Origin of the sequence: Pseudomonas sp. NPDC087346, assembly GCF_044744235.1 — a bacterium.
Taxonomy (GTDB): Bacteria; Pseudomonadota; Gammaproteobacteria; order Pseudomonadales; family Pseudomonadaceae; genus Aquipseudomonas.
Genome location: NZ_JBIUXX010000001.1, coordinates 172,885 through 196,137, shown reverse-complemented (window position 1 = coordinate 196,137; position 23,253 = coordinate 172,885). Strand labels below are relative to the sequence as shown.

The 23,253-nt window shown below is 59.8% G+C and carries 21 protein-coding genes; 7 read left to right on the top strand and 14 right to left on the bottom strand.

All coding sequences use genetic code 11. The features are described from left to right. The first annotated feature begins 81 nt into the window (after positions 1-81). Positions 82-2,322, top strand: a complete 2,241-nt coding sequence (locus tag ACIOZM_RS00845) for a TonB-dependent receptor (protein WP_401208327.1) — start codon at positions 82-84, stop codon at positions 2,320-2,322. Between the two features lie 129 nt (positions 2,323-2,451). Here the strand turns inward: ACIOZM_RS00845 and ACIOZM_RS00840 are convergent, their stop codons facing one another. From ACIOZM_RS00840 to ACIOZM_RS00825, 4 genes are all read right to left on the bottom strand, one after another. Next, positions 2,452-3,516 (bottom strand): YncE family protein, encoded by a 1,065-nt coding sequence (locus tag ACIOZM_RS00840; RefSeq protein ID WP_401208324.1) that lies wholly within the window; start codon positions 3,514-3,516, stop codon positions 2,452-2,454. Positions 3,517-3,634: 118 nt separating this feature from the next. After that, on the bottom strand, positions 3,635-3,901 hold the full coding sequence (locus tag ACIOZM_RS00835; RefSeq protein ID WP_401208321.1) for a FecR/PupR family sigma factor regulator: 267 nt from the start codon (positions 3,899-3,901) through the stop codon (positions 3,635-3,637). Positions 3,902-3,978: 77 nt separating this feature from the next. After that, on the bottom strand, positions 3,979-5,388 hold the full coding sequence (locus ACIOZM_RS00830) for a sensor histidine kinase (RefSeq protein ID WP_401208318.1): 1,410 nt from the start codon (positions 5,386-5,388) through the stop codon (positions 3,979-3,981). Then, the gene (locus tag ACIOZM_RS00825; RefSeq protein ID WP_401208316.1) at positions 5,366-6,058 is read right to left on the bottom strand and encodes a response regulator transcription factor; all 693 of its coding nucleotides are present in this window, start codon (positions 6,056-6,058) and stop codon (positions 5,366-5,368) included. Before ACIOZM_RS00825 ends, ACIOZM_RS00830 begins: the two co-directional genes overlap by 23 nt. 117 nt (positions 6,059-6,175) lie before the next feature. Between ACIOZM_RS00825 and ACIOZM_RS00820 the strand changes: the two genes are divergently transcribed. Then, positions 6,176-6,868: a response regulator transcription factor gene (locus ACIOZM_RS00820; RefSeq protein ID WP_401208312.1), complete on the top strand. Its 693-nt coding sequence runs from the start codon at positions 6,176-6,178 to the stop codon at positions 6,866-6,868. On the opposite strand, the gene ACIOZM_RS00815 is transcribed toward ACIOZM_RS00820, so the two are convergent. The 4 genes from ACIOZM_RS00815 to ACIOZM_RS00800 all read right to left on the bottom strand — a co-directional run bounded on the left by ACIOZM_RS00815 (position 6,865) and on the right by ACIOZM_RS00800 (position 10,173). After that, positions 6,865-8,235 carry an ATP-binding protein gene (locus ACIOZM_RS00815; protein WP_401208309.1) on the bottom strand — a complete coding sequence of 457 codons (1,371 nt, stop codon included), beginning with the start codon at positions 8,233-8,235 and terminating at the stop codon, positions 6,865-6,867. The two genes, ACIOZM_RS00820 and ACIOZM_RS00815, sit on opposite strands and share 4 nt — an antisense overlap. Further along, a complete protein-coding gene (locus ACIOZM_RS00810) occupies positions 8,211-8,876 on the bottom strand; it encodes a response regulator (protein WP_401208306.1) in 666 nt (221 codons plus the stop codon). Before ACIOZM_RS00810 ends, ACIOZM_RS00815 begins: the two co-directional genes overlap by 25 nt. Before the next feature lie 67 nt (positions 8,877-8,943). Beyond that, complete coding sequence (locus tag ACIOZM_RS00805) at positions 8,944-9,378, bottom strand: hypothetical protein (protein ID WP_401208303.1); 435 nt, start codon at positions 9,376-9,378, stop codon at positions 8,944-8,946. Positions 9,379-9,408: 30 nt separating this feature from the next. Beyond that, a complete protein-coding gene (locus tag ACIOZM_RS00800) occupies positions 9,409-10,173 on the bottom strand; it encodes a hypothetical protein (RefSeq protein ID WP_401208300.1) in 765 nt (254 codons plus the stop codon). A gap of 211 nt (positions 10,174-10,384) precedes the next feature. On the opposite strand from ACIOZM_RS00800, the gene ACIOZM_RS00795 reads away from it, so the two are divergent. Genes ACIOZM_RS00795 through ACIOZM_RS00785 form a run of 3 tightly spaced genes read left to right on the top strand, consistent with a single transcriptional unit; the run spans position 10,385 to position 16,040 of the window. Further along, complete coding sequence (locus ACIOZM_RS00795; RefSeq protein ID WP_401208299.1) at positions 10,385-11,803, top strand: efflux transporter outer membrane subunit; 1,419 nt, start codon at positions 10,385-10,387, stop codon at positions 11,801-11,803. After that, positions 11,800-12,966, top strand: coding sequence for an efflux RND transporter periplasmic adaptor subunit (locus tag ACIOZM_RS00790; protein ID WP_401208296.1), 1,167 nt, complete (start codon positions 11,800-11,802; stop codon positions 12,964-12,966). The genes ACIOZM_RS00795 and ACIOZM_RS00790 overlap by 4 nt, the downstream gene beginning before the upstream one ends. Continuing rightward, a complete protein-coding gene (locus ACIOZM_RS00785) occupies positions 12,963-16,040 on the top strand; it encodes an efflux RND transporter permease subunit (protein ID WP_401208293.1) in 3,078 nt (1,025 codons plus the stop codon). Before ACIOZM_RS00790 ends, ACIOZM_RS00785 begins: the two co-directional genes overlap by 4 nt. Before the next feature lie 13 nt (positions 16,041-16,053). On the opposite strand, the gene ACIOZM_RS00780 is transcribed toward ACIOZM_RS00785, so the two are convergent. The 4 genes from ACIOZM_RS00780 to ACIOZM_RS00765 all read right to left on the bottom strand — a co-directional run bounded on the left by ACIOZM_RS00780 (position 16,054) and on the right by ACIOZM_RS00765 (position 18,977). Beyond that, complete coding sequence (locus tag ACIOZM_RS00780) at positions 16,054-17,262, bottom strand: MFS transporter (RefSeq protein ID WP_401208291.1); 1,209 nt, start codon at positions 17,260-17,262, stop codon at positions 16,054-16,056. Positions 17,263-17,401: 139 nt separating this feature from the next. Beyond that, complete coding sequence (locus ACIOZM_RS00775) at positions 17,402-17,851, bottom strand: MarR family winged helix-turn-helix transcriptional regulator (protein WP_401208289.1); 450 nt, start codon at positions 17,849-17,851, stop codon at positions 17,402-17,404. Between the two features lie 106 nt (positions 17,852-17,957). Beyond that, positions 17,958-18,626, bottom strand: coding sequence for a DUF3313 domain-containing protein (locus tag ACIOZM_RS00770; RefSeq protein WP_401208287.1), 669 nt, complete (start codon positions 18,624-18,626; stop codon positions 17,958-17,960). A 39-nt stretch (positions 18,627-18,665) separates the two neighbouring features. Beyond that, positions 18,666-18,977: a hypothetical protein gene (locus tag ACIOZM_RS00765; RefSeq protein ID WP_401208284.1), complete on the bottom strand. Its 312-nt coding sequence runs from the start codon at positions 18,975-18,977 to the stop codon at positions 18,666-18,668. Positions 18,978-19,143: 166 nt separating this feature from the next. Here ACIOZM_RS00765 and ACIOZM_RS00760 point away from each other — a divergent pair, with 166 nt between their 5' ends. Together ACIOZM_RS00760 and ACIOZM_RS00755 are read left to right on the top strand one after the other, a co-directional pair. Further along, on the top strand, positions 19,144-19,851 hold the full coding sequence (locus ACIOZM_RS00760; RefSeq protein WP_401208281.1) for a response regulator: 708 nt from the start codon (positions 19,144-19,146) through the stop codon (positions 19,849-19,851). Beyond that, positions 19,851-21,182 (top strand): ATP-binding protein, encoded by a 1,332-nt coding sequence (locus ACIOZM_RS00755; RefSeq protein ID WP_401208278.1) that lies wholly within the window; start codon positions 19,851-19,853, stop codon positions 21,180-21,182. The genes ACIOZM_RS00760 and ACIOZM_RS00755 overlap by 1 nt, the downstream gene beginning before the upstream one ends. Positions 21,183-21,237: 55 nt before the next feature. On the opposite strand, the gene ACIOZM_RS00750 is transcribed toward ACIOZM_RS00755, so the two are convergent. Together ACIOZM_RS00750 and ACIOZM_RS00745 are read right to left on the bottom strand one after the other, a co-directional pair. Further along, entirely contained in the window at positions 21,238-22,362 is a 1,125-nt protein-coding gene (locus tag ACIOZM_RS00750) for an alkene reductase (protein WP_401208276.1), read from the bottom strand. 125 nt (positions 22,363-22,487) lie between these two features. Then, on the bottom strand, positions 22,488-23,165 hold the full coding sequence (locus tag ACIOZM_RS00745) for a type 1 glutamine amidotransferase domain-containing protein (RefSeq protein WP_401208273.1): 678 nt from the start codon (positions 23,163-23,165) through the stop codon (positions 22,488-22,490). Positions 23,166-23,253: the final 88 nt, after the last annotated feature.

Genomic DNA, 23,253 nt, shown 5'->3' with positions numbered 1-23,253 from the left:
GGACGAGGGTGATACTTTTTCGCAAGTCGACTGGCATTAGGAGTGATTCCCATTTTCTCTCGTTGAAAGGATCCTCACGTCATGCCTGTTGTCAGTCGACCTTGCGGTGAGCGCGTGTTAACACTCGCCATTCATACCGCCATGCTGAATTTTGTTCTGGTCGCAGGAAGCGCCAATGCCTGGGCGGCAGCCCCTGAGCAGCAGGAAGTTGCGGCAGATCAGGCCACCGACGTTGCGGCCAATGCGCCGGCCGACGCCAGCGCCGAGGGCCTGACCCTCGATGTCACTAACGTCAATGCCCGTTACAACAGCGCAACCGCGCTCCCGGAAGTATTGGCCGGAGGGCAGGTGGCCCGTGGTGCGCGGCTCGGCATGTTGGGCAACAAAGACGTGATGGACACACCGTTCAGCGTAACCAGTTACACCGCCAAAACCTTGGCCGACCTGCAAACCGTGACTGTCGCTGATGCTCTGGAGCGTGATCCTTCAGTGCGCTCCACGGGGCAGACCGGTGGCATCGTCGACTCGTTTTTCATTCGTGGTTTTGCGATTGGCGAAGGCAACATCGGTGAACTGGCCTACGACGGTGTTTACGGCGTAGCGCCCAACTACCGGGTATTCACCGAGTACGCCGAGCGCGTCGAAGTGCTCAAGGGCCCGGGCGCCCTGATGTACGGGATCTCGCCAAACAGCGGCGTTGGCGGGGTGATCAACATCGTTCCCAAGCGTCCATTGGCTGAAGACCTCACGCGGTTCACCGGTACCTACGCTTCGGATTCACAAGTCGGCGGCCATCTGGATATCAGCCGCCGTTTCGGTGACCAGAACCAGTTCGGCGTGCGTTTCAACGGCAGCACACAAGGTGGCGACACCGCCGTTGATAACCAGGAACGCGCGCTCGATATCGGCGCCATCGCCCTTGATTACCAAGGCGAGCGACTGCGCCTGAACCTCGATTTCATCAGCCAGAAAGAAAGTTTCGACGCCGCCTCGCGTCCGTTCACCATCGCGCCGGGCGTCGATGTTCCGTCGGCGCCTAACGGCCGCACCAACCTGTCACAGGATTGGGGCTGGTCGGACACCAAGGAACAGTCGGCGTTGCTCGGCGGTGAATATGACCTGAACGATGCAGTCACCGTATTCGCCCATGCCGGCGGCGGTAAATCCGACGTCAAGCGCATGTCTGACCAGGTGCCGAGAATCCTCAACGATGCCGGCGATACCAGCAACATTCCGGGTTATTACAAATTCAACGTTGATCGCTCGACCGCCGATGTCGGTATTCGCGGCATCTTCGCCACCGGGCCTGTCACGCACACGACGACGGTCATGGCGACGCGGTATCAGGATGAATTGTCCCGGGGCATCAACAACGGCACGGAAATCCGCTCGAACATCTACCATCCGATTGACGCGCCGAAGCAATACATCAACTCGCCAAAAGTGCTGCGGGTTTCCGAGTCGGAACTGTCCGGCGTTGCAGTCACCGACACCTTGTCGGTGCTGGATGATCGCATTCAACTGACCCTCGGCTTACGTCGTCAGGACATCGAGTCGCGTAACTATGCGGCGTCGGGTGCGGTCAGTTCCCGTTATAACGACAGCGCCACATCGCCGCTGGTTGGCGTGGTGGTCAAGCCGTGGGAAGACGTCTCGCTTTACTACAACTATGTAGAAGGCTTGAGTAAAGGTGACATCGCCCCGGGCACTGCGGCTAACGCCGGCGAAACCTTTGCGCCTTACGAGTCCAGACAACATGAAGTCGGCGTCAAGTATGAGCACGGTACGTTCATGACGACGCTGGCGTTGTTCCAGATCGAGAAACCCAGCGGCGAAGTGGGCGCGGGCAATGTGTTCTCGGTACAGGCCGAACAACGCAACCGTGGTGTGGAGCTGAGCATGTTCGGCGAAGTGGCCAAAGGCACGCGCCTGATGGGTGGCGTGACCTTCCTCGATGGCGAGCTGACCGATTCGGCAACTGCCGCGAACCGTGGCAACAAACCGGTCGGCGTGCCTGACGTGCAAGCCAATATCTGGGCCGAATACGACACGCCGTGGCTGGAAGGCTTCACCCTCACCGGCGGTGCGATTTATACCGACAGCCAATACGTCAATCAGGCCAATACCCAGGAGCTGGATTCCTGGACACGTATAGATGCCGGCGCGCGATACGCGATGAAAATCGAAGGTCGCCCGACGACATTCCGCGCCACCGTGCAAAACGTCTTTGATCGTGAGTACTGGTCGGGCGTAGCGTCCTATGGCGCGTTCTCACCGGGCTATCCGCGCACGCTGCAGCTGTCGGCCACCGTCGATTTCTGACGCAAAAGAGCAGGGCGCCTGCGGGTATCCCGGGTCTGAGCGACGAAGGGTTGATTCTTTTAGAGGCAGACAGAAACTACCGATTTACCGCAGACGCCTGGGCAACGCTCAAGCGTCTGCAATGAATCATTAGTTTGCCTTGAGCGTCAGCACGGTGAAGGTGCCTGCGTGAAACACCGGGTCCTGCTTGGGTTGTTCCTGACTCGGGGCAGGCTGGGTGAAATCCGCGCTGAGCAGATAGGCCTGCCCGCGCTTGGCATCCAGCACCATGTTGTGTGCCCAGGGACGAGTGCCAATCGCGCCGAGCGCTTGATACTGCCCTAGCGGATCACGCTGGATAACGGTCAGGCTGGCATCGGCGCCACTGGGTACCAGCAACTGATCGCGCTGATGATCGTAAGCCAGCGTATTGACCGCACGGCCAATCGGCAGGGTGCTGAGCGCTTTGCCCGTGAGCAGATCTGCAACGATCAGCGTGGGATTGCCGCCTCGGCAGGCTACAAACAAACGCTGGTGTGCTTCATCCACCGCGATTGCGCCGGGCTTCTTGCAGGCGTCAAATTTCAAGAACGTCTGTTGCTGCAGTTTTGCGCCGGACAACACCGCCACTTGATCCTCATCGCGCATCGGCACAATAAAGGTGCCGTTTTCGAGAATGACCGGGCCATCGAGCTTTTCTGCCGGCAGGTCGACCGAGGCTTGTAACTGGTCGGTTTTGGCATCGATCAGGTACAGCGTCGAATGATCGCCACGACGACCGCTGGTGACGATCACCCGGTCGCGGCTCGCATCGTAAAGCAGATTATTGAGGTTGCCCGAGTCGAGCTTAAGACGGCGAACGACTTGCAGACGATCCAGCTCAACGATGCCCAGCGAGCCGTCCATATTGGCGACATACGCGCGGTTATGCCGGGGCACGAATGCGACGGCATTGGCACCTGCGGAATTGTCGAGGGTCTTGAGCAAGCGTTGCTGTTCTACATCGAACACCGACAGGCCATTCTCCCGTCGAGCGATAAACAGATACGGTCGCGCCGATTCCAGCGCAGCGAATCCCCAACTATGACCTTCACCCGGCAAGGCGCGTGCCGCGTCGACGGTGTACAGCAACGGTTCGGCCGCACGGGCGGATTCAAAGCTAAGCAAGCACGCGGTCAGGCTCGCAAGCACCAACCACTTTTTTGGCAATGACATCAATGGCCCTGGAATTTCAGAATGGATGAGAGGTTTCAGGGCGCAAAGGCAAAGCCGCAGGTACGCCATAAAGAATGGCGAATGATGGAGCGCAGCAACGCGGATTTCAACGTTCGCGTTACATTTTGCGCATACCGTCACGACGCGCTGATGGCTCGGTCAGAAGCTTTTTCGATGTACCTGGATTGGCAGGCAATTGATCACTGAGATCCCAGATCTCAAGCATCTTGGCGTATTCGAACGCGTGACGCGGGTCGAGCTGAATCCACTCCTGAAAAGCCAGGCGCTCTTCGCTCGTGCAGGTTTCGTCCTGCAAACACATGCACCAGAGGGCGGCTTGATTGAGAATTTCGTCTTCGATCTCGCCAGGGCTTTGAGGATTCATTGACGGCTACCTGTAGGGCTGGGATACGCCACCCTACGAATCTGATTGGAAAAAAAACGTCAAAAAAGCAGCAATTTTTACAATTGGTTTTGAACGCCGGGATTTAAAAGAAGCGCGCTTGTTGCCGAAGGCGTTTTGCCGAGTAAATCGATTTGGCAGCCCGGTGCCGCATCGCTGACCGCCAATTGCATATCGTGCAAACGGGCGACAGCCGAAACCATGCTCAGCCCCAGGCCATTACCCGGTGTATGGCGACTCGATTCGGCGCGGTACAGGCGACGCAACACCGCTTCGCGTTCTGCCGGCGCAATCCCCGGGCCGTTGTCCGAGATGCGAATGCCGACTGCCGAATGCTCAGCGATCACGGTCAGGCGCACCTGACTTTGATCGGGGCAAAACTTGATGGCGTTATCCAGCAAGTTGCAAATTGCATCGAACATTAGCTGGGCGTCACCGGCAATGATCGCTGGAGTCTGGCTTTCAGCAAGCGTCAGCTGAATACCGCGCTCTTCGGCCAATGGCTCGTAGAGTTCGGCGGCGTCGGCGCAGATCAGGTTCAGGTCGAGCGGCGCAAAATGACTGCGACGGGCGCTGTTTTCAATTTCCGAGATGCGCAGCAAGGCCTTGAACGTCAGCAGCAGGGCTTTGGCTTCGGTTAATGCTGCGTTGATGCTGCCGGCGTATTGCTCTTCATCGAGCCCGCGCCGTTGTGCGCGTTCAAGCCCGGCAATCAACCGGGTCAGCGGCGTGCGCAAATCGTGGGCGATGTCATCGCATACACCCTTGACCTCCTTCATCAGGCGCTCGAGTTCATCGAGCATGCCGTTGACCACCGATGCGAGACGGTCGATATCGTCATTGGTGCCCTGAATCGGCAGGCGCCCGGTCAAATCGCCCTCGATGATGCCTTTGATCGAGCGACTGACCTTGTCCAGGCGCCGATGAGCCGAATAACCCAGGGCCACCGCGCCAAACAATCCAACCACCAATAACAGAATGCCGCCGGAAATCAGCGCATTGATCAGCAGTTCGTCGAACTCGCGAATGTCATGGATATCCTGCGCCACCAGCAGAATCTTGCCGTCGGCCTGACGATGGACGATGAATCGTATCGTGCGGTGATGACCGTTGGCTTTGAGCCAGCGAAACTCCTGCGGCTTGTCGAAGGCAGAGTAGGGCGGCAACTGATGAATCGCCCCGGCAATGAACTTGCCGTCCGCGTCGAACAGACTGTGCGGCAAGCGTGCCTCGGCATCCTGCACGGCATGCTTGCGGATCTCCAGCAGTTGCAAGTCGGGGGCCTGGGCGCTGCGGTTTTCCACCTGACGATAGAGCGCTGTGTCGGCCTCGGTTTTCAGGTAGAACGCAGTCTGCCAATAGATGTAGCCGAACAGCGCGAGGAACGAGCAACCGAACAGTGCGAGAAACAGCAAACCGGTGCGAAAGCTGATGGTGCGCGGTATTTCACTCAGGTGAACGGAGAACATAACCGGCTCCACGAATGGTATGAATCATCGGCGGTTCGCCTTCACCGTCGATCTTGCGCCGCAAGCGGCTCATATGGACTTCGATGACATTGGTGCGCTCGTCGTAGCTGTAATTCCACACGGCTTCGAAGAGCATGGTGCGGGTGACCACTTGCCCGGCGTTGCGGATCAAGTGCTCAAGCAAAGCGTATTCACGGGGCACCAGATCGATGATTCGCTCGCCGCGTCGCACGGTTCGGCTCAGCAGATCGACCTCAAGACTGGCCAGCCGCAGGCGTGTCTCCTGCACCTGCGAGGGCGGTTCGGTGCGGCGCCGGTTCAAGGCATCCAGGCGTGCAGTCAACTCGATGAACTCGAATGGCTTGGTCAAGTAATCGTCGCCACCGGCTCGCAAGCCACGCACCCGTTCATCCAAAGCGCTCAGAGCGCTGAGAATCAGCACCGGGGTGCTGACGCTGGCTGCCCGCAACGCGGTCAATACGCCCAGTCCGTCAAGGCCACCGGGTAACATGCGATCGAGCACGATCAGGTCGAACGGTTCGCTCAAAGCCTTCAGCAGGCCCTCGCGACCATTATGGACGCAGCTCACCGTGAAACCGTGGTCACACAAGGCTGCTTCGATTTCACGGCAAGTCGGCAAGTCGTCTTCGACGACCAGAACATGGGTCATGGCAGTTGAACCGCTCACATTGTCAGGCAGAGGTGGCATAGTGTGGCAAACCCCGGGGGCGCGTCACGTTCCCGCCAGTTAAATAAAAGTTCAGGTTCGATTCATGGAGACGGTTACTTGCGCATTCTAGTGGTTGAAGACGATGCCCAAACTGCCGGATACCTGCTGCGCGGGCTGACCGAAAGCGGGCATGTCGTCGATATCGCCAGCGATGGCAACACCGGCCTGGGCATGGCCCTTGAACAAATCCACGATGCCCTGATTGTCGATCGTCGCTTGCCCGGCCTCGACGGCATCGGCCTGGTCAAAGCCGTGCGTGCGCAACAACTGCGAGTGCCAATCCTGATGCTCAGCGCGCAAGCGTCCACCGAGCAAAAGGTCGAAGGCCTGCAAGCCGGTTGCGACGATTACCTGGCCAAACCTTATGCGTTCGCCGAAGTGCTGGCACGACTCGAAGGCTTGCTGCGTGGTCGCGATCAACCGAGCGGCCCGGTGCGCCAAGTGGAAGTCGGCGAGCTGAAACTCGACTGCGCAACCCGTACCGCCACGCGCGCTGGCCGGGTCATCGCCCTCCAGCATCGCGAAGCGTTGCTGCTGGAAAAGCTGATGCGCCACAGCGGTCAGGTGGTCACCCGCGACATGTTGCTCGACAGTGCCTGGGACTACGCCTTCGATCCCAATGACAACGTCATCGACAAACACATCCACCGTCTGCGACGCAAACTCGACGAGGGTTTTGCACATTCGCTGATCAAAACCGTACCGGGTGCCGGTTACAGCTTTCAGGTGACACCGGTCGAGGAGCGCTAGTCATCAGTGCCGAGCTTCAGTGATACCGAGACGCATAGACCGCTGTTTTGCGTTTCATCGCTGTACGCCAGGTCAATCCGCGCACCGTTGCGCTCGGCTATCGCCTGAACAATCGACAAGCCAAGCCCGGAGCCGGCTTCATCAGTCCCAAGGCTACGGTAAAACGGATCAAACACCCGCTCGCGTTCCTGCGGGGCGATCCCCGGGCCGGTGTCCTTGATTTGCAGCAACGCAGCGCCATTCACGACGCTCACCGAAAGATCGACCCGGCCACCGGGCGGGGTATAACGAATGGCGTTATCCACCAGGTTCTTCACCAGCGTGTGCAGCTCGGATTCACTGATGCGCACCTGCGCGTCGGTCTCGCCTTCGACACCGATGTCGATCTGCTTGAATTCGGCCAGCGGCAGTAGGTCTTCCAGCACCTGCCGATAGACCTGATGCACCGAAACCGTCAAAACCTGCACCGGCAACGCCACACGATTGTCGGCTTGCGCCTTGGCCAGATTGAGCAGTTGATCGACCAGATTCCTGCCGCGCTCGATGCCTCGGCGTAGCGGCAGCAAACGCTCATGGGCCTGCGCAGACATGTCGGCGGCGGCCAGACGTTCGGCCTGCAGTGACAACGCGGTCAACGGCGAGCGCAGTTCATGGGCCGCGTCGGCGACAAAGCGGCGCTGGGTTTCCAGGGTGTTCGCCACGCGTGCAAGCAAGCGGTTGATCGCGACAACGAACGGCCGGACCTCGGTGGGTAGATGGTTCTCGTCGATAGGATGGAGTTCCTGTTCGGCACGCTGATCGATCTCCGCCGAGAGTGTCGCGATGGGCCGAAAAAGCTTGCGCACCAGATCACCCACCACCAACAGCAATACCGGAAACAACACCAGAAACGGCAACAGACTGCGCCAGGCACTTTCCCGCGCATCGGCATCCCTGGCGCCGGTTTCCTGGGCGACCGCGATGCGCTCGCCATGGGCGGTGGTTCTGACCAGAACGCGAAACGCTTCGCCACCGACATTTACCGTGAACAAACCATCGGCCAGCGTCGTCGGGAAGGGCAGCGGGATCGCGTCATCATCAACTCCGGAAGCATTGCTGCCATCGGCCAGGTACTGAATGATCAGCCGCGACTCCTCATCGTCGCCGAGCGTGTTTTTGCCTTCGGGATACTTCAGCGTCATGTGTTGCCGATCGAACAGCACCGCCACATGGCGCAAGGTTTCGTCCTGCATTTCGTGGGCTTCGTCGAACGCGGAAACGAAGGCAAAGATGCCGGCCAAAATCGCGACGATCAGGATTGCCAGCGACAGAGTGACGGAGAGCCTGAGTTGTACCGATTCCCTCAAGCGCTTTTTGAAACCATCCATCCCACACCCCTGACGTTTTTGATGACCTGACTGCCGAGTTTGCGTCGCAGTGCGTGGATTAAAAATTCCACCGCGTTGCTTTCCACTTCATTGCCCCAGCCATAGAGGCGGTCTTCGAGTTCACTGCGCGAGAGGATCGCGCCCGGGCGAATCAACAGCGCCTGCAACAAAGCGAATTCACGGCTGGAAAGCAGCACGCCGGGGTTCTCCGCCGTCGAGGCTTCTTTCGAAACCAGATCCAGCGACACCACACCGTTTTCCAGAACCGAGAGGGCGCTGCCACCCTTGCGCCGCAGAACCGCGCGCATACGTGCCAGCAACTCGGCGATATCGAAGGGTTTGAGCAGGTAATCGTCGGCACCGCCGTCGAGCCCGCGCAGGCGATCATCAAGACTGTCACGCGCGGTGATGATCAACAGCGGGACCGGGTTGTTATTTGCGCGAATCCGGCTCAGCACTTGCAAACCGTCCTTGCCGGGCAGTCCCAGATCGAGCAGCACCAGATCGTAATGTTGAGTTTCCAGCGCCGCCAGTGCCGTGAGGCCGTCCTTGACCCAGTCAGCGGCATAGCTCGCATCACTCAGGGCACCGTGAATCGCATCGCCAATCATCGGGTCGTCTTCGACCAGCAATATCCGCATGTCCACTCCAGAAAAAAAGGCGCGAAGGTCATGACCCTCGCGCCTGTATTGAAGCATCTGTGCTCGGTTACTGCTTCCCTTTCATCGAGTCGAAGGCCTGCAGCAATTCATTCATGGCCGACTTGCAGTCGCTCTGTTGCGGGCTGCCGGCACGCAAGGCACTGAGTGCGTGGTCGATGGCTTTGTCCAGAACATGCCAGTCGCTCGCGGCGCGGGGCTTGATTCCGGCTTCGGCCGAATCCCACGAGGTTTCCAGATCCTTGATTCGCGTTTTGGCGGCAGGCAGGTCGTTTTTATCGACCAGACCGGCGACGTCGGCGGCAATGTTGCGGAACTCCGACAAGTCGCCCAGTTTCGAGCCCGCACCTTGGGTCATTGCCGCTGGCGAGGTGGCGTCGGTCTTGGTTTTGTCGGCTGGTTTCGAGCAACCGGTGGCGACGCTCAGCAAGGCAATGGCGGACATGATGCAAACGTGACGAACGAAGTTTTTAATCGGGCGCATAACGATTCCTTGAGGGTTTATTAAGTGAATTTACTGAGTGATGGATTTGCGTTGGCCGACGCTGATCTGTGCGGCGCCTACCAGAATCACGATGACGGTCAGAAACAGCGCGCTGGTCCAGGTGGCGCCCATGCCGAGGCCGCCATAAGTCTTGGCTTGGGTCAGCAAGTCGCCGAGGGATGCGCCGAACGGGCGGGTGAGGATGTAGGCGATCCAGAAGGTCAGCACCACGTTGCCGCCCAGACGCCAGGCGACCAGAGTGGCGGCGATCAGTGCACCGAAAATCACTGCGCCGACGGTGAAGCCCAGACCCAGCGCTTCGGTCGCCAGGTCGCCGGCGGCGGTGCCAAGCGCAAAGGTGCAGAGAACAGTTGCCCAGTAAAACAATTCGCGCCGTGGCGTAACGATTTCGCGAATAGACAGAGAGCGCTCGGTTCGGTACCAGACTAGAAAGTTGATCACCAGTAACACCGAAAACACTGCGGTGCTGGTGTAGAGGCTGACGTCGAGCATGTCGGTCAGAATGTCGGTGATCTGCGTACCGACGATGCTCACCAGCACCACGGTCAGCCAGTAGATCCACGGGGTGTAGGCTTTCGTGCGCATCTGGCAAAACAGCGCGATGGCCAGCAGCGCGGCCATGCCGATGCTGGTCCAGCCAGCGCCGAAACCGGCATCGACCGCAAGAAAGTCCGCTCCGGTTTCACCGACGGTCGTCGACATGATCTTGATCACCCAGAATGACAACGTCACTTCGGGTACTTTGTTGAGCCATCCGGCTGTGCTGGAATTCATCTGTGGGGCCTCTCCTGAGCAGTGCATTGAGTGCATGGGAGAGAGGCTACGGCGCGAAACTTAGCTGAGACTGAGGGTGCGCAAATTCTCTGGCTCAGGCGCATTTAAATAAAAGTTTATCTGCCGGCGAACGCTCTGGCAGGCGGCCCTCGCTATCTTCGACGCATTCGTGGAGCAATCCACTGCGGCTCTAGCGGGGGATAGCGTGCCCATGTCGGTTTCAACCTTGGCGATGCGCAGTTTGCGCGCCGCATGTCACTCACCTGTTTCGTTGATGCTGGTCGGGGCTTTACTGCTCGGCGGCTGCTCGATGGTGCCCGAGTATCAGCAACCGCCGTTGCCGCTGGCCCGGCAATGGAATGACGCGGCCAACAGCCAAGCGGCGGCGGGAGGGCAGTGGTGGACTGAATTTCACAGCGCGGAACTGAATGCATTGATTGCGCGTGGCCTGGCCTCCAACTACAGCCTTAAAGCGGCGGTCAGCCGAATAGACGAGGCACGAGCCTCCGCGCAAGTGGCGGGCGCGGGGCAATACCCGGCGCTGAATCTGGGCGGTAACTTTCAGCGCCAGAACAATTACGGCACCACACCCAAGCGCAGTGTGTTTGCCGAGGCCACTTATGAAGTGGATTTCTGGGGCAAACAACGGGCCGCTACGGATTCCGCCGACGCCTTGGCCAAGGCCACGGTTTTTGATGCCAGTACCCTGCGCATGAGTCTGGGGGCGAGCATCGCCGACAGTTACTTTCAGGTGTTGTCGCTGGAAGATCGCTTGCGCCTGGCTCAGTCGATTGCCAACGATGCACGACAAGTCCTCGCCCTGGTCGAAGTTCAGGCCAGTCAGGGCGCGGTGTCGAATCTGGAAGTTGCCCAGCAGCGCAATGCCATGCAGACCTTCGAGGCCGCGATGCCGCCGCTGCGTCAGCAACGGGATCTGGCGTTGTATCAATTGGCGGTGCTGGTCGGTGCGCCACCCGAAGGTTTTCATCTGCAAGGCAACGGGCTGGACGCCCTGCAAGTTCCGCAACCGGCGACCGGACTGCCGATTGGTTTGTTGCGCCAACGCCCGGACATTCAGGCCGCCGAGGCGCGGCTGGTGTCAGCGAACTTCGATGTCGGTGTGGCTCGCGCCGCGTTCCTGCCCAATCTGTCGCTGGACTTGCTCGGCGGGATCGACACGATTGCCGGCGGGCAAATCTGGAGCGCTATCGGCACGCTCAGCCAGCCGTTATTTGCTGGCGGCCAGCTCAAGGGGCAACTGCACTTTGATCAGGCCCACGTCCAGGAGCTGACCGCCAGTTACCGCGAGTCAATCGTCGAGGCCTTGCAAGACGTCGAAACTCAGCTCAGCGCCGCCCGCGAACTCGACAAAAGCTACGCACTGAATCAGGCCGCCGTCGATTCTGCGCGGGAAGCGGCGCGTCTGGCGCAAGTGCGTTATCGCCTGGGCTCCACGGATTTCCAGACGCTGCTGATCGTTGAGCGCACTCAATACCAGGCAGAAGACACCTTGCTGCAAGTACGCCTGCAACACCTGCAAGCCGCAGTCGGCCTGTTCCGCGCACTGGGTGGAGACTTTGCGCCGAACACCCTCGCTTCCCAATCTCCTGCCCAGGTGGCTCACCCATGAATGTCCCGTACTCACGTCGTCGCGTTGTTTTCTGGAGCCTCGCCGCCATTTCGCTGGCCGTGGCCTTCAGCGGGTTTCAATGGATCAGACATGCCCAGGCCGCCCCGGTGAAAACCGATCCCGGCGCGGTGCCGGTGCAAATGGCGCAAGTCAGCGTCGAGGACTTGCCGATCTGGATCAGTGCCATCGGCAATGTGCAGGCGCTCAATAGCGTGAATGTGCGGGTGAGGGTGGATGGCGAACTGCAAAAAGTGCTGTTCAGCGAAGGGCAAACGGTGACGGCCGGCAGTCTGCTGGCGGTGATCGATCCTCGGGTCTATCAGGCTCAAGTCGCTCAGGCTCAGGCTTTGGTGGCCAAGGATCAGGCGCAACTGGCGAACTTGCGGGTCAATCTGGATCGCGCCAGCAAACTGGCTGCCGCCAAGGCCGGGCCAACACAGGATGTCGACACCTTCCGGGCGCAACTGGCTGCCCAACAAGCCACCGTGCAGGCCGATCAAGCAGCGCTGGACAACGCCCGCCTGCAATTGGAGTTCACTCAGGTCAAGGCACCGTTGACCGGACGCACCGGGCAGCGCCTGCTGGATGTCGGCTCGATTGCCCATGGCGCCGAGGCCACCGGTCTGGTGACGATTACCCAGATGAACCCGATCTCCGTGGCGTTTGCCGTGTCACAGGATGACCTTGCAGAAATCCTCGAAGAAAACGCCAAAGGCGCGTTGCAGGTGGTCGCCATGACCCGCGATGGCCGTCAGGAAATCGCCCGGGGGCAACTGAGTTTCATCGACAGTCAGGTTACGGCGGCCAGCGGCCAGATTCAGCTCAAGGCGCAGTTTGATAACGCTGCGGCAAAACTCTGGCCGGGCGAACTGGTCAGTGCACGCTTGCTGGTGCAAACCCGACGCAATGTCGCAGTGGTGCCCGCCGATGCGGTGCAAGTGGGACGGCAGGGCAATTTCGTTTACGTGGTCGGTGCCGATCAGCGCGTGCAACCGCGTCTGGTGGACGCTGCCGCCGTGGTCGGCGGCAAACAATGGATTCGCCAGGGCCTGGCGGCCGGTGAGACGGTTGTGGTGCAAGGCCAGTCGCGGATTGCTCCGGGGCTGAAAGTCATGCCAGTCAAAGCCGACACAACCATTGATCTGGCGGAGGCGAGCCGATGAATGCCCTGACCGGATTGATTCAACGCCGTGTGGGCCTGTGCCTGTTGGCGCTCGGGGTCATGTTGCTGGGTGCTTTTGCGTACTTTCAACTGCCGGTGGCGCCGCTGCCGACGGTGGACTTCCCGACCATTCAGGTCACCGCCAAACTGTCCGGCGCCAGCGCCGAGACCATGGCGTCCTCGGTGGCAACACCTCTGGAACGCGCCTTTGCCGCTGTGCCGCAAGTAACCTCGATGACTTCATCGAGCGCCGCCGGCAAGACTCAGGTGGTGCTGCAATTCGACTTGTCCCGGGACATCGATGGCGCAGCGCAGGACGTGCAGACCGCGATCAACACCGCCACGCCTAACCTGCCGAAAACCATGTCCAGCGCGCCGACCTTCAACAAGGTCAACCCCGCAGAAGGAACCGTGCTTTCGCTGGCCGTCACCTCGCCAACCCGCACCTTGCCGGAACTCGACCGTTACGCCGACAACTACATTGCCCAGCGCCTGTCGCAAATGCCCGGTGTGGGTCTGGTGGATTTTCATGGCGAACAGAAACCCGCAGTGCGCGTACAGATCGATCCCGATGCATTGGCCGCGCGCGGTCTGACCCTGGAAGATGTGCGCAGTGTGATTGGCGTCAGCACGCTGGATCAGCCCAAGGGCAGTCTCGATGGGCAAAGTCGCTCGATCACTCTGGGTGCAACCGATCAACTGCTAGATCCGCAGCACTATCGCGATCAGGTCATCGCCTACAAAAACGGGATGCCGATCAAGCTGGGCGATCTCGGCCGGGTCATCGCCGGCGCCGAGGACACTCAGCAAGCCGCGCAGTTGGGTGCCGAACCGACGGTGATCGTCGACATTCACAAGCAACCGGGTTTCAACCTGTTGTCGACCATCGCCACGATCAAGGCCAAATTGCCCGAACTGACGGCATCGTTACCCCGGGACGTACAGGTCCAAGTAGTGGGGGATCGCACCCAGACTATCGAAGCCTCGGTCAATGACATGCAGTTCACTTTGCTGCTGTCGATTGCCCTGGTGGTCGTGGTGATCTTCGTCTTTCTGCGCAAAGCCACGGCGACGTTGATTCCCAGCCTGACCATTCCGCTGTCGCTGGTGGCCACGTTCGGCGTGATGTACCTGTTGGGCTACAGCCTCGACAACCTGTCGATCATGGGCCTGGCGATTGCCGTCGGCTTTGTCGTCGACGATGCAATTGTGGTGATGGAGAACATTGTCCGCCATCTGGAGATGGGCAAAACGCGCCTGCAATCGGCGGTTGATGGCCTGCGCGAAGTGGCGTTTACCATCGTTTCGATGACGGTTTCGCTGATTGCGGTGTTTCTGCCGATTCTGCTGATGTCCGGGATTGTCGGGCGTCTGATGCGCGAGTTCGCGGTAACTGTCAGCGTTGCGATCATCATGTCCTGCATCGTTTCCCTGACCATCACGCCGATGCTCTGCGCCTGGTTGCTCAAACCCCATGCCGAGAGTGAAGACGGACGTTTTGCCCGAGCCTGTGAACGTGTGTTCGACGGTTTGCACAACGGTTATCGCCGGAGTCTGGACTGGGTGCTCGATCACCAGCGCATAACGCTGGCGGTGGCCATCGCCACGCTCGCGGTGACGGCGGTGTTGTATGTCGCTATACCCAAGGGTTTCTTTCCGCAGCAAGACAACGGCTTGATTCAGGGCGTGGCCGAAGCGGCGGCGGACATTTCGCCGATCGCCATGCGTGCGCAGGTCAACCGCGCCGCCGAAGTCATCGGCCAGGACCCGGCAGTGGCCCGCGTGTATTTCTGGATCGGCCCGAACCCGACGGTCAGCCAAGGCAAGGTGATGATCAATCTCAAGCCGTTCAGCGAACGCTCGGTCAGCGCTGGTGAAGTCATCCGCCGCCTGCAACCGGCGCTGGATGCGTTGTCCGGGATCAAGGTTTACATGCAGGCCAACCAGGACATTCAGATCGGCGGCCGCGCCAGCAAGACCCAATATCAATACACCCTGCAGGACCCGGACAGCGCCGAACTGGACCACTGGAGCGGACTGCTGCTGGCCAAACTCAAAACGTTGCCGCAACTGCAACATGTGACTTCCGATCAGCAACAGGCCATCGCGCAATCGACGCTGGTTATCGACCGGCCTACCGCTGCGCGACTCGGGGTGACGGTGCAGGCAATCGACGATGTTCTATACGACGCTTTCGGCCAGCGGCAGATCGCGACGATGTTCACTCAGCTCGATCAGAACCATGTGATCCTCGAACTGGACCCGCACTGGCAAACATCCACGGCCACACTGGAGCACCTGTTTGTGCGCGCCAGTTCCGGCGGGCTGGTGCCTTTGAGCCTGTTGGCCAGCGTCAAGGCCGAGCAAGTGCCGATCATCATCAACCATCAGGGGGTGTTTCCGGCCATTACCCTGTCGTTCGACCTCGCACCGGGGCAAGCCTTGGGTGACGCAGTCAATGCGATCAATCAGGCATCGCTGGCCATCGCGCTGCCCGATACCGTGACGGGCAGTTTTCAGGGTACCGCGCAGGCATTTCAGGATTCTCTGAAGTCGCAACCGTGGCTGATTCTGGCGGCGATTCTCACGGTCTACATCGTGCTCGGCGTGCTCTACGAAAATGCCATTCACCCGCTGACAATCATTTCCACGCTGCCATCCGGCGGATTCGGCGCGCTGCTGGCGCTGATGCTGTGCGGGCAGGATCTGTCGGTATTGGGGATGATCGGCATTATTCTGCTGATCGGCATCGTCAAGAAAAACGCGATCATGATCGTCGACTTCACTTTGCAGGCCCAACAGCGCGGGTTGTCACCGCGTGACGCGGTCAGGGAGGGCTGTCTGTTGCGCCTGCGACCGATTCTGATGACCTCGCTGGCCGCACTGCTCGGGGCCGTGCCGCTGGCGTTCGGTCATGGTGCAGGCTCTGAACTGCGGCAACCGCTGGGTATCGCGATTGTTGGCGGGCTCGCGGTGTCACAGATCCTGACGCTGTACACCACGCCGGTTGTCTACCTGTGGTTTGAGCGTCGGCGTCGTAAAGTGCAGCCAGACAGCCAAGAGATTGCGGTTTGAATGGGCAGAGGATCTATTTCGGTTGATCCAGGCGCTTGCGCATCGTATAGATCGCCACGCCGGCAGCCAGAATCCCCGATGCCGCGCCCACCGCGAGTGCCCAGCGCGGCCCCAGATTGTCGGCGACCCAACCGACAATGGGCGCACCAATCGGCGTGCCGCCAAGCGCCACGCCGACGCGCAGCGCAACCACTCGCCCGCGCATCGCCGGCTCGGTGCTGAGTTGCATCAGGCTGTTGGTGGTGTTGCTGAAGGTGAGGGCGCCGACGCCGATGATCACCAGCGCTGCGGCGAACAACCAATAGTTCGGCGCAACGGCGGCCAGTGTGCAGCCGAGTCCGAAGACTGCTGCGCCGATCAGCAATGACTTGAACTGCGGCCGCTCGCGACGGGCGGCGAGCAGTGCACCGGCAACGGTGCCGATGGCCAGCGTCGATGACAGCAAGCCGTAACCACGCGCATCGGTATGAAAGGCACCGACGGCCATGGTCGAGATGAATATCGGGAAGTTCATCCCGAAGGTGCCGATCAGGAACAGCATCAGCAGAATCGCTTTCAGATCAGGCCGGCCCCACACGTAACGCAGGCCTTCGGTAAGGCTGCCTTTGGTTCGCAGCGCCCGCAGATTGGCATGCAGCCCCGAGACGCGCAGCAGAAACAACGAAGCCAGCACCGCGAAAAAACTCGCGCCATTGATCAAAAATGCCCAGCCAGTGCCCACCGAAGCGATGGTCAGGCCGGCCACGGCCGGGCCGATCATCCGCGCGGCGTTGAACGAGGTCGAGTTGAGTGCGATGGCGTTCGACAGGTCTTTTTCACCCACCAATTCCGCGACGAACACTTGCCGTACCGGAGCATCGAACGCCGAGGCGCAACCGGATAAAAAGGCAAACAGGTAAACGTGCCAGAGCTGCACAATCCCGGTCAGGGTCAGCAACCCCAACACCAGAGCCAGCGCGCCCATCAAGCCTTGGGTGATCATCAACAGTTTGCGCTGGTTGTAGTGATCGGCGGCAAAACCAGTCCACGGCAGCAACAAAAGTTGCGGGCCGAATTGCAGCGCCATGACGATCCCGACCGCCGAGGCGTTGTGCGCGGTGAGTTGGGTCAGCACCAACCAGTCCTGCGCCGTGCGTTGCATCCAAGTGCCGATATTCGACACCAGCGCACCGGCGGCCCAGATACGATAATTGACGCTGCGTAGCGAGCGGAACATAGCCATGCCGCTTACGACGACTGCGGTGTGTTGCCACCGTGAAACTGGCCAGAATGGCGTGCGATAAACAGGCTCATGATGAGCGCTGTGTCTGGATCAAGCGAAGTCAGGGCCATGCGATTACCTCAAACAGGTTTGGAATGATTCAGAAATCGGCGAGGCGCTCCAGCAGTTTGATTGCCGCAGCGAGTTGGTCTTGCTCTTGAGGGGAGAGTTGTTCTTGCAGGGCACGTAACAGCCAGTCGTCTTTGGCAGCCCGACTGGCGTTGAGGTGTTTGCGCAAACCCGGTGTCAGCTCAATCAGCGTTTGCCGTCCATCACCGGGATCAGGTTTGCCGCTGACGGCCTGCATCGCCTCCAGCCCGGCGACGGTGACACGCATCGACTGCGGACGAACGCTTTCCGCCCGGGCCAAAGCAGAAACAGTGCAGGGGCCGTCACGATCCAGACGCAGCAACACTGATTTCTGCGCGGAGGTGAAGTCGTTCGGATGGGTTTGCTCTCGCAGCCTGCGGATCAACTTGCCCAAAGAGATACGCAGATCGGCAGCCAGGGCGGCTGATTGGGTTGCGGAGTTGATCGAGGATTTGGTCATGCGCTGACGATAGCATCAGCGCAGAGAAACTATACAGTCTGGCTGTATTGTTTTTGATGATCGAAACGCTCAAGAGCATTGAGCTTTTCTACCGGCTTCCGCCCGGTCAGCGGTGAACCGCGACGTAGGATTCACGCAAATCACTGGCCCAGCCATCGAGCACAGCCTTGACGTTGTCGGCGGTCATCACCTGCTTGTCGTTGTCCAGCGCTACGCCCGTGCCGCTGCGGACCACTTCGGCAACGACGTCGCCGGTCGTACCGTCTTCCAACGATATTTCGGTGGTGATTTCACTGTCCTGATCGCGGATACCGGTGGCGGTGCTTATGCCGGCCGCGACCAGCGTGATCGGCAGCCACTCATAAAAACGCAAGCCTTGGGTGCTGGTGGCGACCCGGGTAATTGCCGGTCTCACCGTCAGCGTATCCGGCCCGGGTTTTGCCGCCAGTTGCACGATTTTTCCCAGCTCAAAGCGCAGCGCCTCGTCGTAGTAGCCGGTCACGCTGGTGAGCGTGCTTTGCGGAATCCGCTCGGTGGGCGTCGGGGCCGGGTAGAACTGGCTGGGCGCAAGATAGATCTGCTTGTATCGGCCCCGCGCCAGTGCCGGGCTGAACCAGCTCAAAGCGGTTTGTCCGGATTCGCTCTGTTGCTCTTTGAGGACGCTGTAGTCGCGCAGAAAACCGCTTTGCGTTTCAGGCTCGATTTTTTTGCTGCTGCATCCCGACATGCTCAGGCCGGCGGTGCACAGCAACGTCATTAAGCAATGGCTTCTCATCAATACCAGGTTCCTTGTGTCACTGGATGGCCAACGCTTTCAGGCGCGGGCAGATTGTTGCGGGGTTTCTTGCGAAGACTCGATGCGCAACTGGCCATGGCTCATGATCCAGTGGATGAGGTCGGCGGTCGGAATGGAGTGGACGTATTCCACCCAGCGAGAACCGGACGGGCTGTAACGCTCGTAGTAGCGGCGCAAAACGATCTGGCTCTGATCGTCGCTCAACCCCAGGCATGCTTCCTGGAACAGTATCGGCGTATCGTGTTCGGGTGCCGTGGTGCGCTGGCTGAGAATCAGCGGACGCTGGGTGGCGTTGCCCTTGGCGATGTACCTGCAGTTCAAAACCTTCATGGATGCCCCCTCGAATGGAATGCGTGCAGGGTGCCCGAGGGGTTTTGCCGGACGATGTCCGGTTGATGTCTACAGCGTAGAAATGTTGCTCGATTGAAATATATGACCCGCAGGCCAGAATGGTTTTAGAGTCGCTGCTTTTTTGCCCGCCAAGGAATCCGTGAACGTGAGCAGACTGCTGATCGTCGACGACGATGTGGAAATTCTGTCCCTGCTGAAGAAATTCTTCGTCCAGCATGCCTACGACGTCGAGGTGGCTGCGGATGGCGAGGCGATGTGGGCGTCAATTGCCCGGCAACGTCCGGACACGATCATTCTCGATCTGATGCTGCCCGGTGAAGGCGGCCTCAGCCTGTGCCAGAAAGTGCGGGCACAGATGTCGATCCCGATCATCATGCTCACGGCGATGGGCGAACTCAGTGATCGAATCGTCGGTCTTGAGCTGGGCGCGGACGACTATCTGACCAAACCCTTCGCCCCACGGGAGTTGCTCGCACGGTTGCGTGCGGTGCAGCGTCGTGCAGGCGATCAGCCGAGCCAGACCAGCGAGCCCTCGCGGCCGGTGATTGGCTTCGCCGGTTGGCATCTGGATATCACCTGCCGTGAGCTGCGCTCGCCGGAGAACGTGATGATTCCGCTGTCCGGTGGCGAGTTCGATTTGCTGGTGGTGTTTCTCGATCATCCGCAGCGCATCCTCACGCGAGAACAACTGATCGACCTCACTCACGGCCAGGGCCACGAAGCGTTCGACCGCAGCATCGATGTGCAAGTCAGCCGCTTGCGCCGCAAAATCGAACCGGACAGCAAACGCCCGGACCTGATTCGCACCGTGCGCAATGGCGGCTATATGTTCACCGCCAAGGTCAGCCGCTGATGATCCGCCGATTCCTGCGCCGCGATACGCTGAGCCGACGCATTGCTCTGACCATTGTTGCAGCCATGCTCGCATCACTGGCGCTCAATGCCGTGTTCGTTCAGGTCGCGGGCATTTGGGCGCGGCCGCCAATTGAACGCACGGGTTTGCTCGAGCAGATTGCCGCGACCGCGCGGGTGATCGAAGCCGCCCCCGCGAGTTTGCGACCACAACTGGCGAGCGCGGCCAGCAGCCCGATGCTCGATGTTTTGTGGAAAGCACAGCGAGCCGACTTCAAATTGCCCGGCGATGGCAGTCAGATTCAGGCGGGCAGAGTGCCTGTGCTGCAACAATTGTTAGGTGATGAACGCAAGATCGAGGGCTTCAGCCCCGGTGATTGGCCGGCTGGCAGCCCCCGGGCGCACTATGTCGCGATGGTGCAACTGGTCGATGGCAGTTGGTTGTCGTTCACCCCGCCGGCACGCAGTTGGGGTCTGGAAATTGGCACGCGGATCGCGGTGATTATTTTCCTCGGGCTGATCGCAACGCTGCTGGTTGCCTGGATCGCCACGCGCCAACTGGCCAATCCGTTGCAGCGTTTCGCCAGTGCCGCGCGGCGTTTCGGCGGCGATCTGCGCGCACCTCCGATCAAAATCGAAGGCCCGGAGGAGATACGCCAGGCGATCATCGCTTTCAACGTCATGCAGGCGCAGATCCAGCACTTCATTGGTGAGCGCACGCACATGCTCGCGGCGATCTCCCACGACTTGCGCGCACCGTTGACCCGCATGCGTTTGCGCAGCGAGTTCATGGAGGATCTGGATCATCAGCAGAAACTGATCCGCGACATCGAAGAAATGCAGTCGATGATCAACTCGGCGCTGACGTTTTTCCGCGAAGACACCCAGCGCGAGCAGCCGACCGCGTTTGATCTGTCGGAGTTGCTGCAAACCATCATCGATGACTACCGCGACCAGAACATCGACATCGACTTCAACGGCCCGGCGCATCTGGTGTATGTCGGCCGGCCATTGGGCATCAAGCGTGTGGTGGTCAATCTGCTGGAGAACGCGGAGAAATATGCGCAGCGTCCACGCATCGACCTGATGGTTGGCGAGGAGGAGATTTGCATCGAGGTCAGCGACGATGGGCCGGGGATCCCCGAAGATGCGCTGGAGCGGGTATTCGATCCGTTCTTCCGTCTGGAAGGCTCGCGTAATCGTGACACTGGCGGCGTTGGACTGGGGCTTTCGTCAGCGCGGGCGATTGTGCGCGAGCAGGGCGGGGAACTGACGTTGAGCAACCGCAAAGGGCCAGGGTTGGTGGCACGGGTCGAATTGCCGGGACGTTAGTCGCGCGGTGCACTGGCAGGGTGATTAATCGCTGTCAGTGCACGTGCTTTACAGGTTATTCGCCGTGGAACGGGTAATCGACATAGCCTTCGCCGGTACCGCCATAGACGGTGGCCGGGTTGAGCGAATTCAGTGGCCAGTCGTTGGCAATTCGCGCCGGCAGATCCGGGTTGGCCATGAACGGGCGTCCGAAGGCAACGAAATCTGCCAGACCGGAATCGAGCAACTGCGCACCTGATGCGGCGTTGTAACGCCCGGCGTAGATAATTGCGCCGCTGAAGGTGTTGCGCACCGCACGGCGGAAATCTTCCGGCATCGCTGGCGCATCATCCCAATCCGCTTCAGCAATCGACAAGTAGGCAATGCCGACGTCTTCGAGCACTTTGATCGCTTCGATGTAAGTGGTGTGCGGATCTTCCTCGACCATGCCCAGATAGGTCCGCGCTTCATCGGTGGTGGTGAACAGCGGCGCGAAACGCACTCCGACCTTTTCTTTGCCGATGCACTCGGCCACACCCGACACCACTTCCCGCAGAAAACGCAGACGATTGTGCAGCGAGCCGCCGTATTGGTCGTCGCGTTGATTGCTGTGCGCGGAGATGAACTGGTTGACCAGATAGCCGTTGGCGCAGTGCAGTTCGATCCCGTCGAAGCCTGCTTCCATCGCATTGCGTGCCGCTTGGATGTAGAGCTGAACCAGTTCCTGGACTTCATCGCTGCTCAGCGCGCGCGGAGCGGATGGCGTCACCAGTTCACCGGCACCCGGTGTGGTTTCGATGAATACGCTGACGCGGTCAGTGGCAATCGCTGAAGCCGACACCGGAGCGCCGCCGTTCGGTTGCAACGCGGTGTGCGACACCCGGCCCACATGCCAGAGCTGGGCGAAGATCACGCCTTGTTTGGCATGCACGGCTTCAGTGACTTTGCGCCATCCGGCGATTTGCTCAGGCGTATGAATGCCCGGGGTCCAGGCATAACCCTGGCCACGGGGTTCGATTTGCGTGCCTTCGGTAACGATCAGGCCGGCACCGGCGCGTTGCTGGTAATACTCGGCCATCAATTCATTGGCGATGTTGCCCGGTTGCGTGCTGCGCTGGCGGGTGAGCGGTGGCAGGACGATACGGTTTTTCAGGGTGTGATGCCCCAGTGTGGCTGGCTTGAAGAAACTGCTGTTGGTCATGGGAATGCCTTTTTGCGTAAATCTCGCGACTAATTAGACCAGTCGACTATTAGCCGGGCGAAAAAAAGAACACCGTGCAAGACACTCACGGTGTTCGGATTTATAGCCAAGGGAAGGGAGGTGAATCAGCCGAGCATTTTCAGCAGTTTTTCGGCGACGGTGGCGGAGCTGGCAGGGTTCTGGCCGGTAACCAGTTGCCCGTCGACCACCACATGAACCTGCCAGTCGCCGACTTTCGAGTAGAACGCGCCAAGGCGTTGGAATTCGTCTTCAATCAGGAACGGCACCACATCGGTCAGACCGACCGCAGCTTCTTCGGCATTGGTGAAACCGGTGACTTGGCGATGCTGAATCAGCGGCTTGCCGTCAGCAGCCAGGACGTGGCGCAACACACCCGGCGCATGGCAGACAAAACCATGCGGTTTGTTGGCGCGGTCGAACGCTTCGATCAGGGCAATCGACTGCTTGTCTTCAGCCAGATCCCACAGCGGGCCGTGGCCACCTGGATAGAACACAGCATCGAAATCATCCGCGCTGACGTCACTCAAAAGACCGGTGTTGGCCAGTAACTTCTGGGCGGCCGGGTCATTACGGAAGCGATCGGTCTCGGCGGTTTGCGCACCGGGCTCATCACTTTTTGGATCGAGCGGTGGCTGACCACCGGCCGGCGAAACCAGCGTGACGTCAGCACCGGCGTCCTTGAAGGCGTAGTAGGGCGCAGCGAATTCTTCGAGCCAGAAACCGGTTTTCTTGCCGGTGTTACCGAGTTGATCGTGTGAAGTCAGAACCATCAAGATTTTCATAGAGCACCCTGGATTTGGTCAGGTGTCATGGATGGGCGATGGATTCGCACATCGTCGGCACCGGGGGGAAAGGTTGACGGGACACAGC

Bases quoted from the DNA above. Each gene is read 5' to 3' on its own strand.
- ACIOZM_RS00845 (WP_401208327.1), top strand. From the start codon at position 82: ATGCCTGTTGTCAGTCGACCTTGCGGTGAGCGCGTGTTAACACTCGCC.
- ACIOZM_RS00840 (WP_401208324.1), bottom strand. From the start codon at position 3,516: ATGTCATTGCCAAAAAAGTGGTTGGTGCTTGCGAGCCTGACCGCGTGC.
- ACIOZM_RS00835 (WP_401208321.1), bottom strand. From the start codon at position 3,901: ATGAATCCTCAAAGCCCTGGCGAGATCGAAGACGAAATTCTCAATCAA.
- ACIOZM_RS00830 (WP_401208318.1), bottom strand. From the start codon at position 5,388: ATGTTCTCCGTTCACCTGAGTGAAATACCGCGCACCATCAGCTTTCGC.
- ACIOZM_RS00825 (WP_401208316.1), bottom strand. From the start codon at position 6,058: ATGACCCATGTTCTGGTCGTCGAAGACGACTTGCCGACTTGCCGTGAA.
- ACIOZM_RS00815 (WP_401208309.1), bottom strand. From the start codon at position 8,235: ATGGATGGTTTCAAAAAGCGCTTGAGGGAATCGGTACAACTCAGGCTC.
- ACIOZM_RS00810 (WP_401208306.1), bottom strand. From the start codon at position 8,876: ATGCGGATATTGCTGGTCGAAGACGACCCGATGATTGGCGATGCGATT.
- ACIOZM_RS00805 (WP_401208303.1), bottom strand. From the start codon at position 9,378: ATGCGCCCGATTAAAAACTTCGTTCGTCACGTTTGCATCATGTCCGCC.
- ACIOZM_RS00800 (WP_401208300.1), bottom strand. From the start codon at position 10,173: ATGAATTCCAGCACAGCCGGATGGCTCAACAAAGTACCCGAAGTGACG.
- ACIOZM_RS00795 (WP_401208299.1), top strand. From the start codon at position 10,385: ATGTCGGTTTCAACCTTGGCGATGCGCAGTTTGCGCGCCGCATGTCAC.
- ACIOZM_RS00790 (WP_401208296.1), top strand. From the start codon at position 11,800: ATGAATGTCCCGTACTCACGTCGTCGCGTTGTTTTCTGGAGCCTCGCC.
- ACIOZM_RS00785 (WP_401208293.1), top strand. From the start codon at position 12,963: ATGAATGCCCTGACCGGATTGATTCAACGCCGTGTGGGCCTGTGCCTG.
- ACIOZM_RS00780 (WP_401208291.1), bottom strand. From the start codon at position 17,262: ATGGCTATGTTCCGCTCGCTACGCAGCGTCAATTATCGTATCTGGGCC.
- ACIOZM_RS00775 (WP_401208289.1), bottom strand. From the start codon at position 17,851: ATGACCAAATCCTCGATCAACTCCGCAACCCAATCAGCCGCCCTGGCT.
- ACIOZM_RS00770 (WP_401208287.1), bottom strand. From the start codon at position 18,626: ATGAGAAGCCATTGCTTAATGACGTTGCTGTGCACCGCCGGCCTGAGC.
- ACIOZM_RS00765 (WP_401208284.1), bottom strand. From the start codon at position 18,977: ATGAAGGTTTTGAACTGCAGGTACATCGCCAAGGGCAACGCCACCCAG.
- ACIOZM_RS00755 (WP_401208278.1), top strand. From the start codon at position 19,851: ATGATCCGCCGATTCCTGCGCCGCGATACGCTGAGCCGACGCATTGCT.
- ACIOZM_RS00750 (WP_401208276.1), bottom strand. From the start codon at position 22,362: ATGACCAACAGCAGTTTCTTCAAGCCAGCCACACTGGGGCATCACACC.
- ACIOZM_RS00745 (WP_401208273.1), bottom strand. From the start codon at position 23,165: ATGAAAATCTTGATGGTTCTGACTTCACACGATCAACTCGGTAACACC.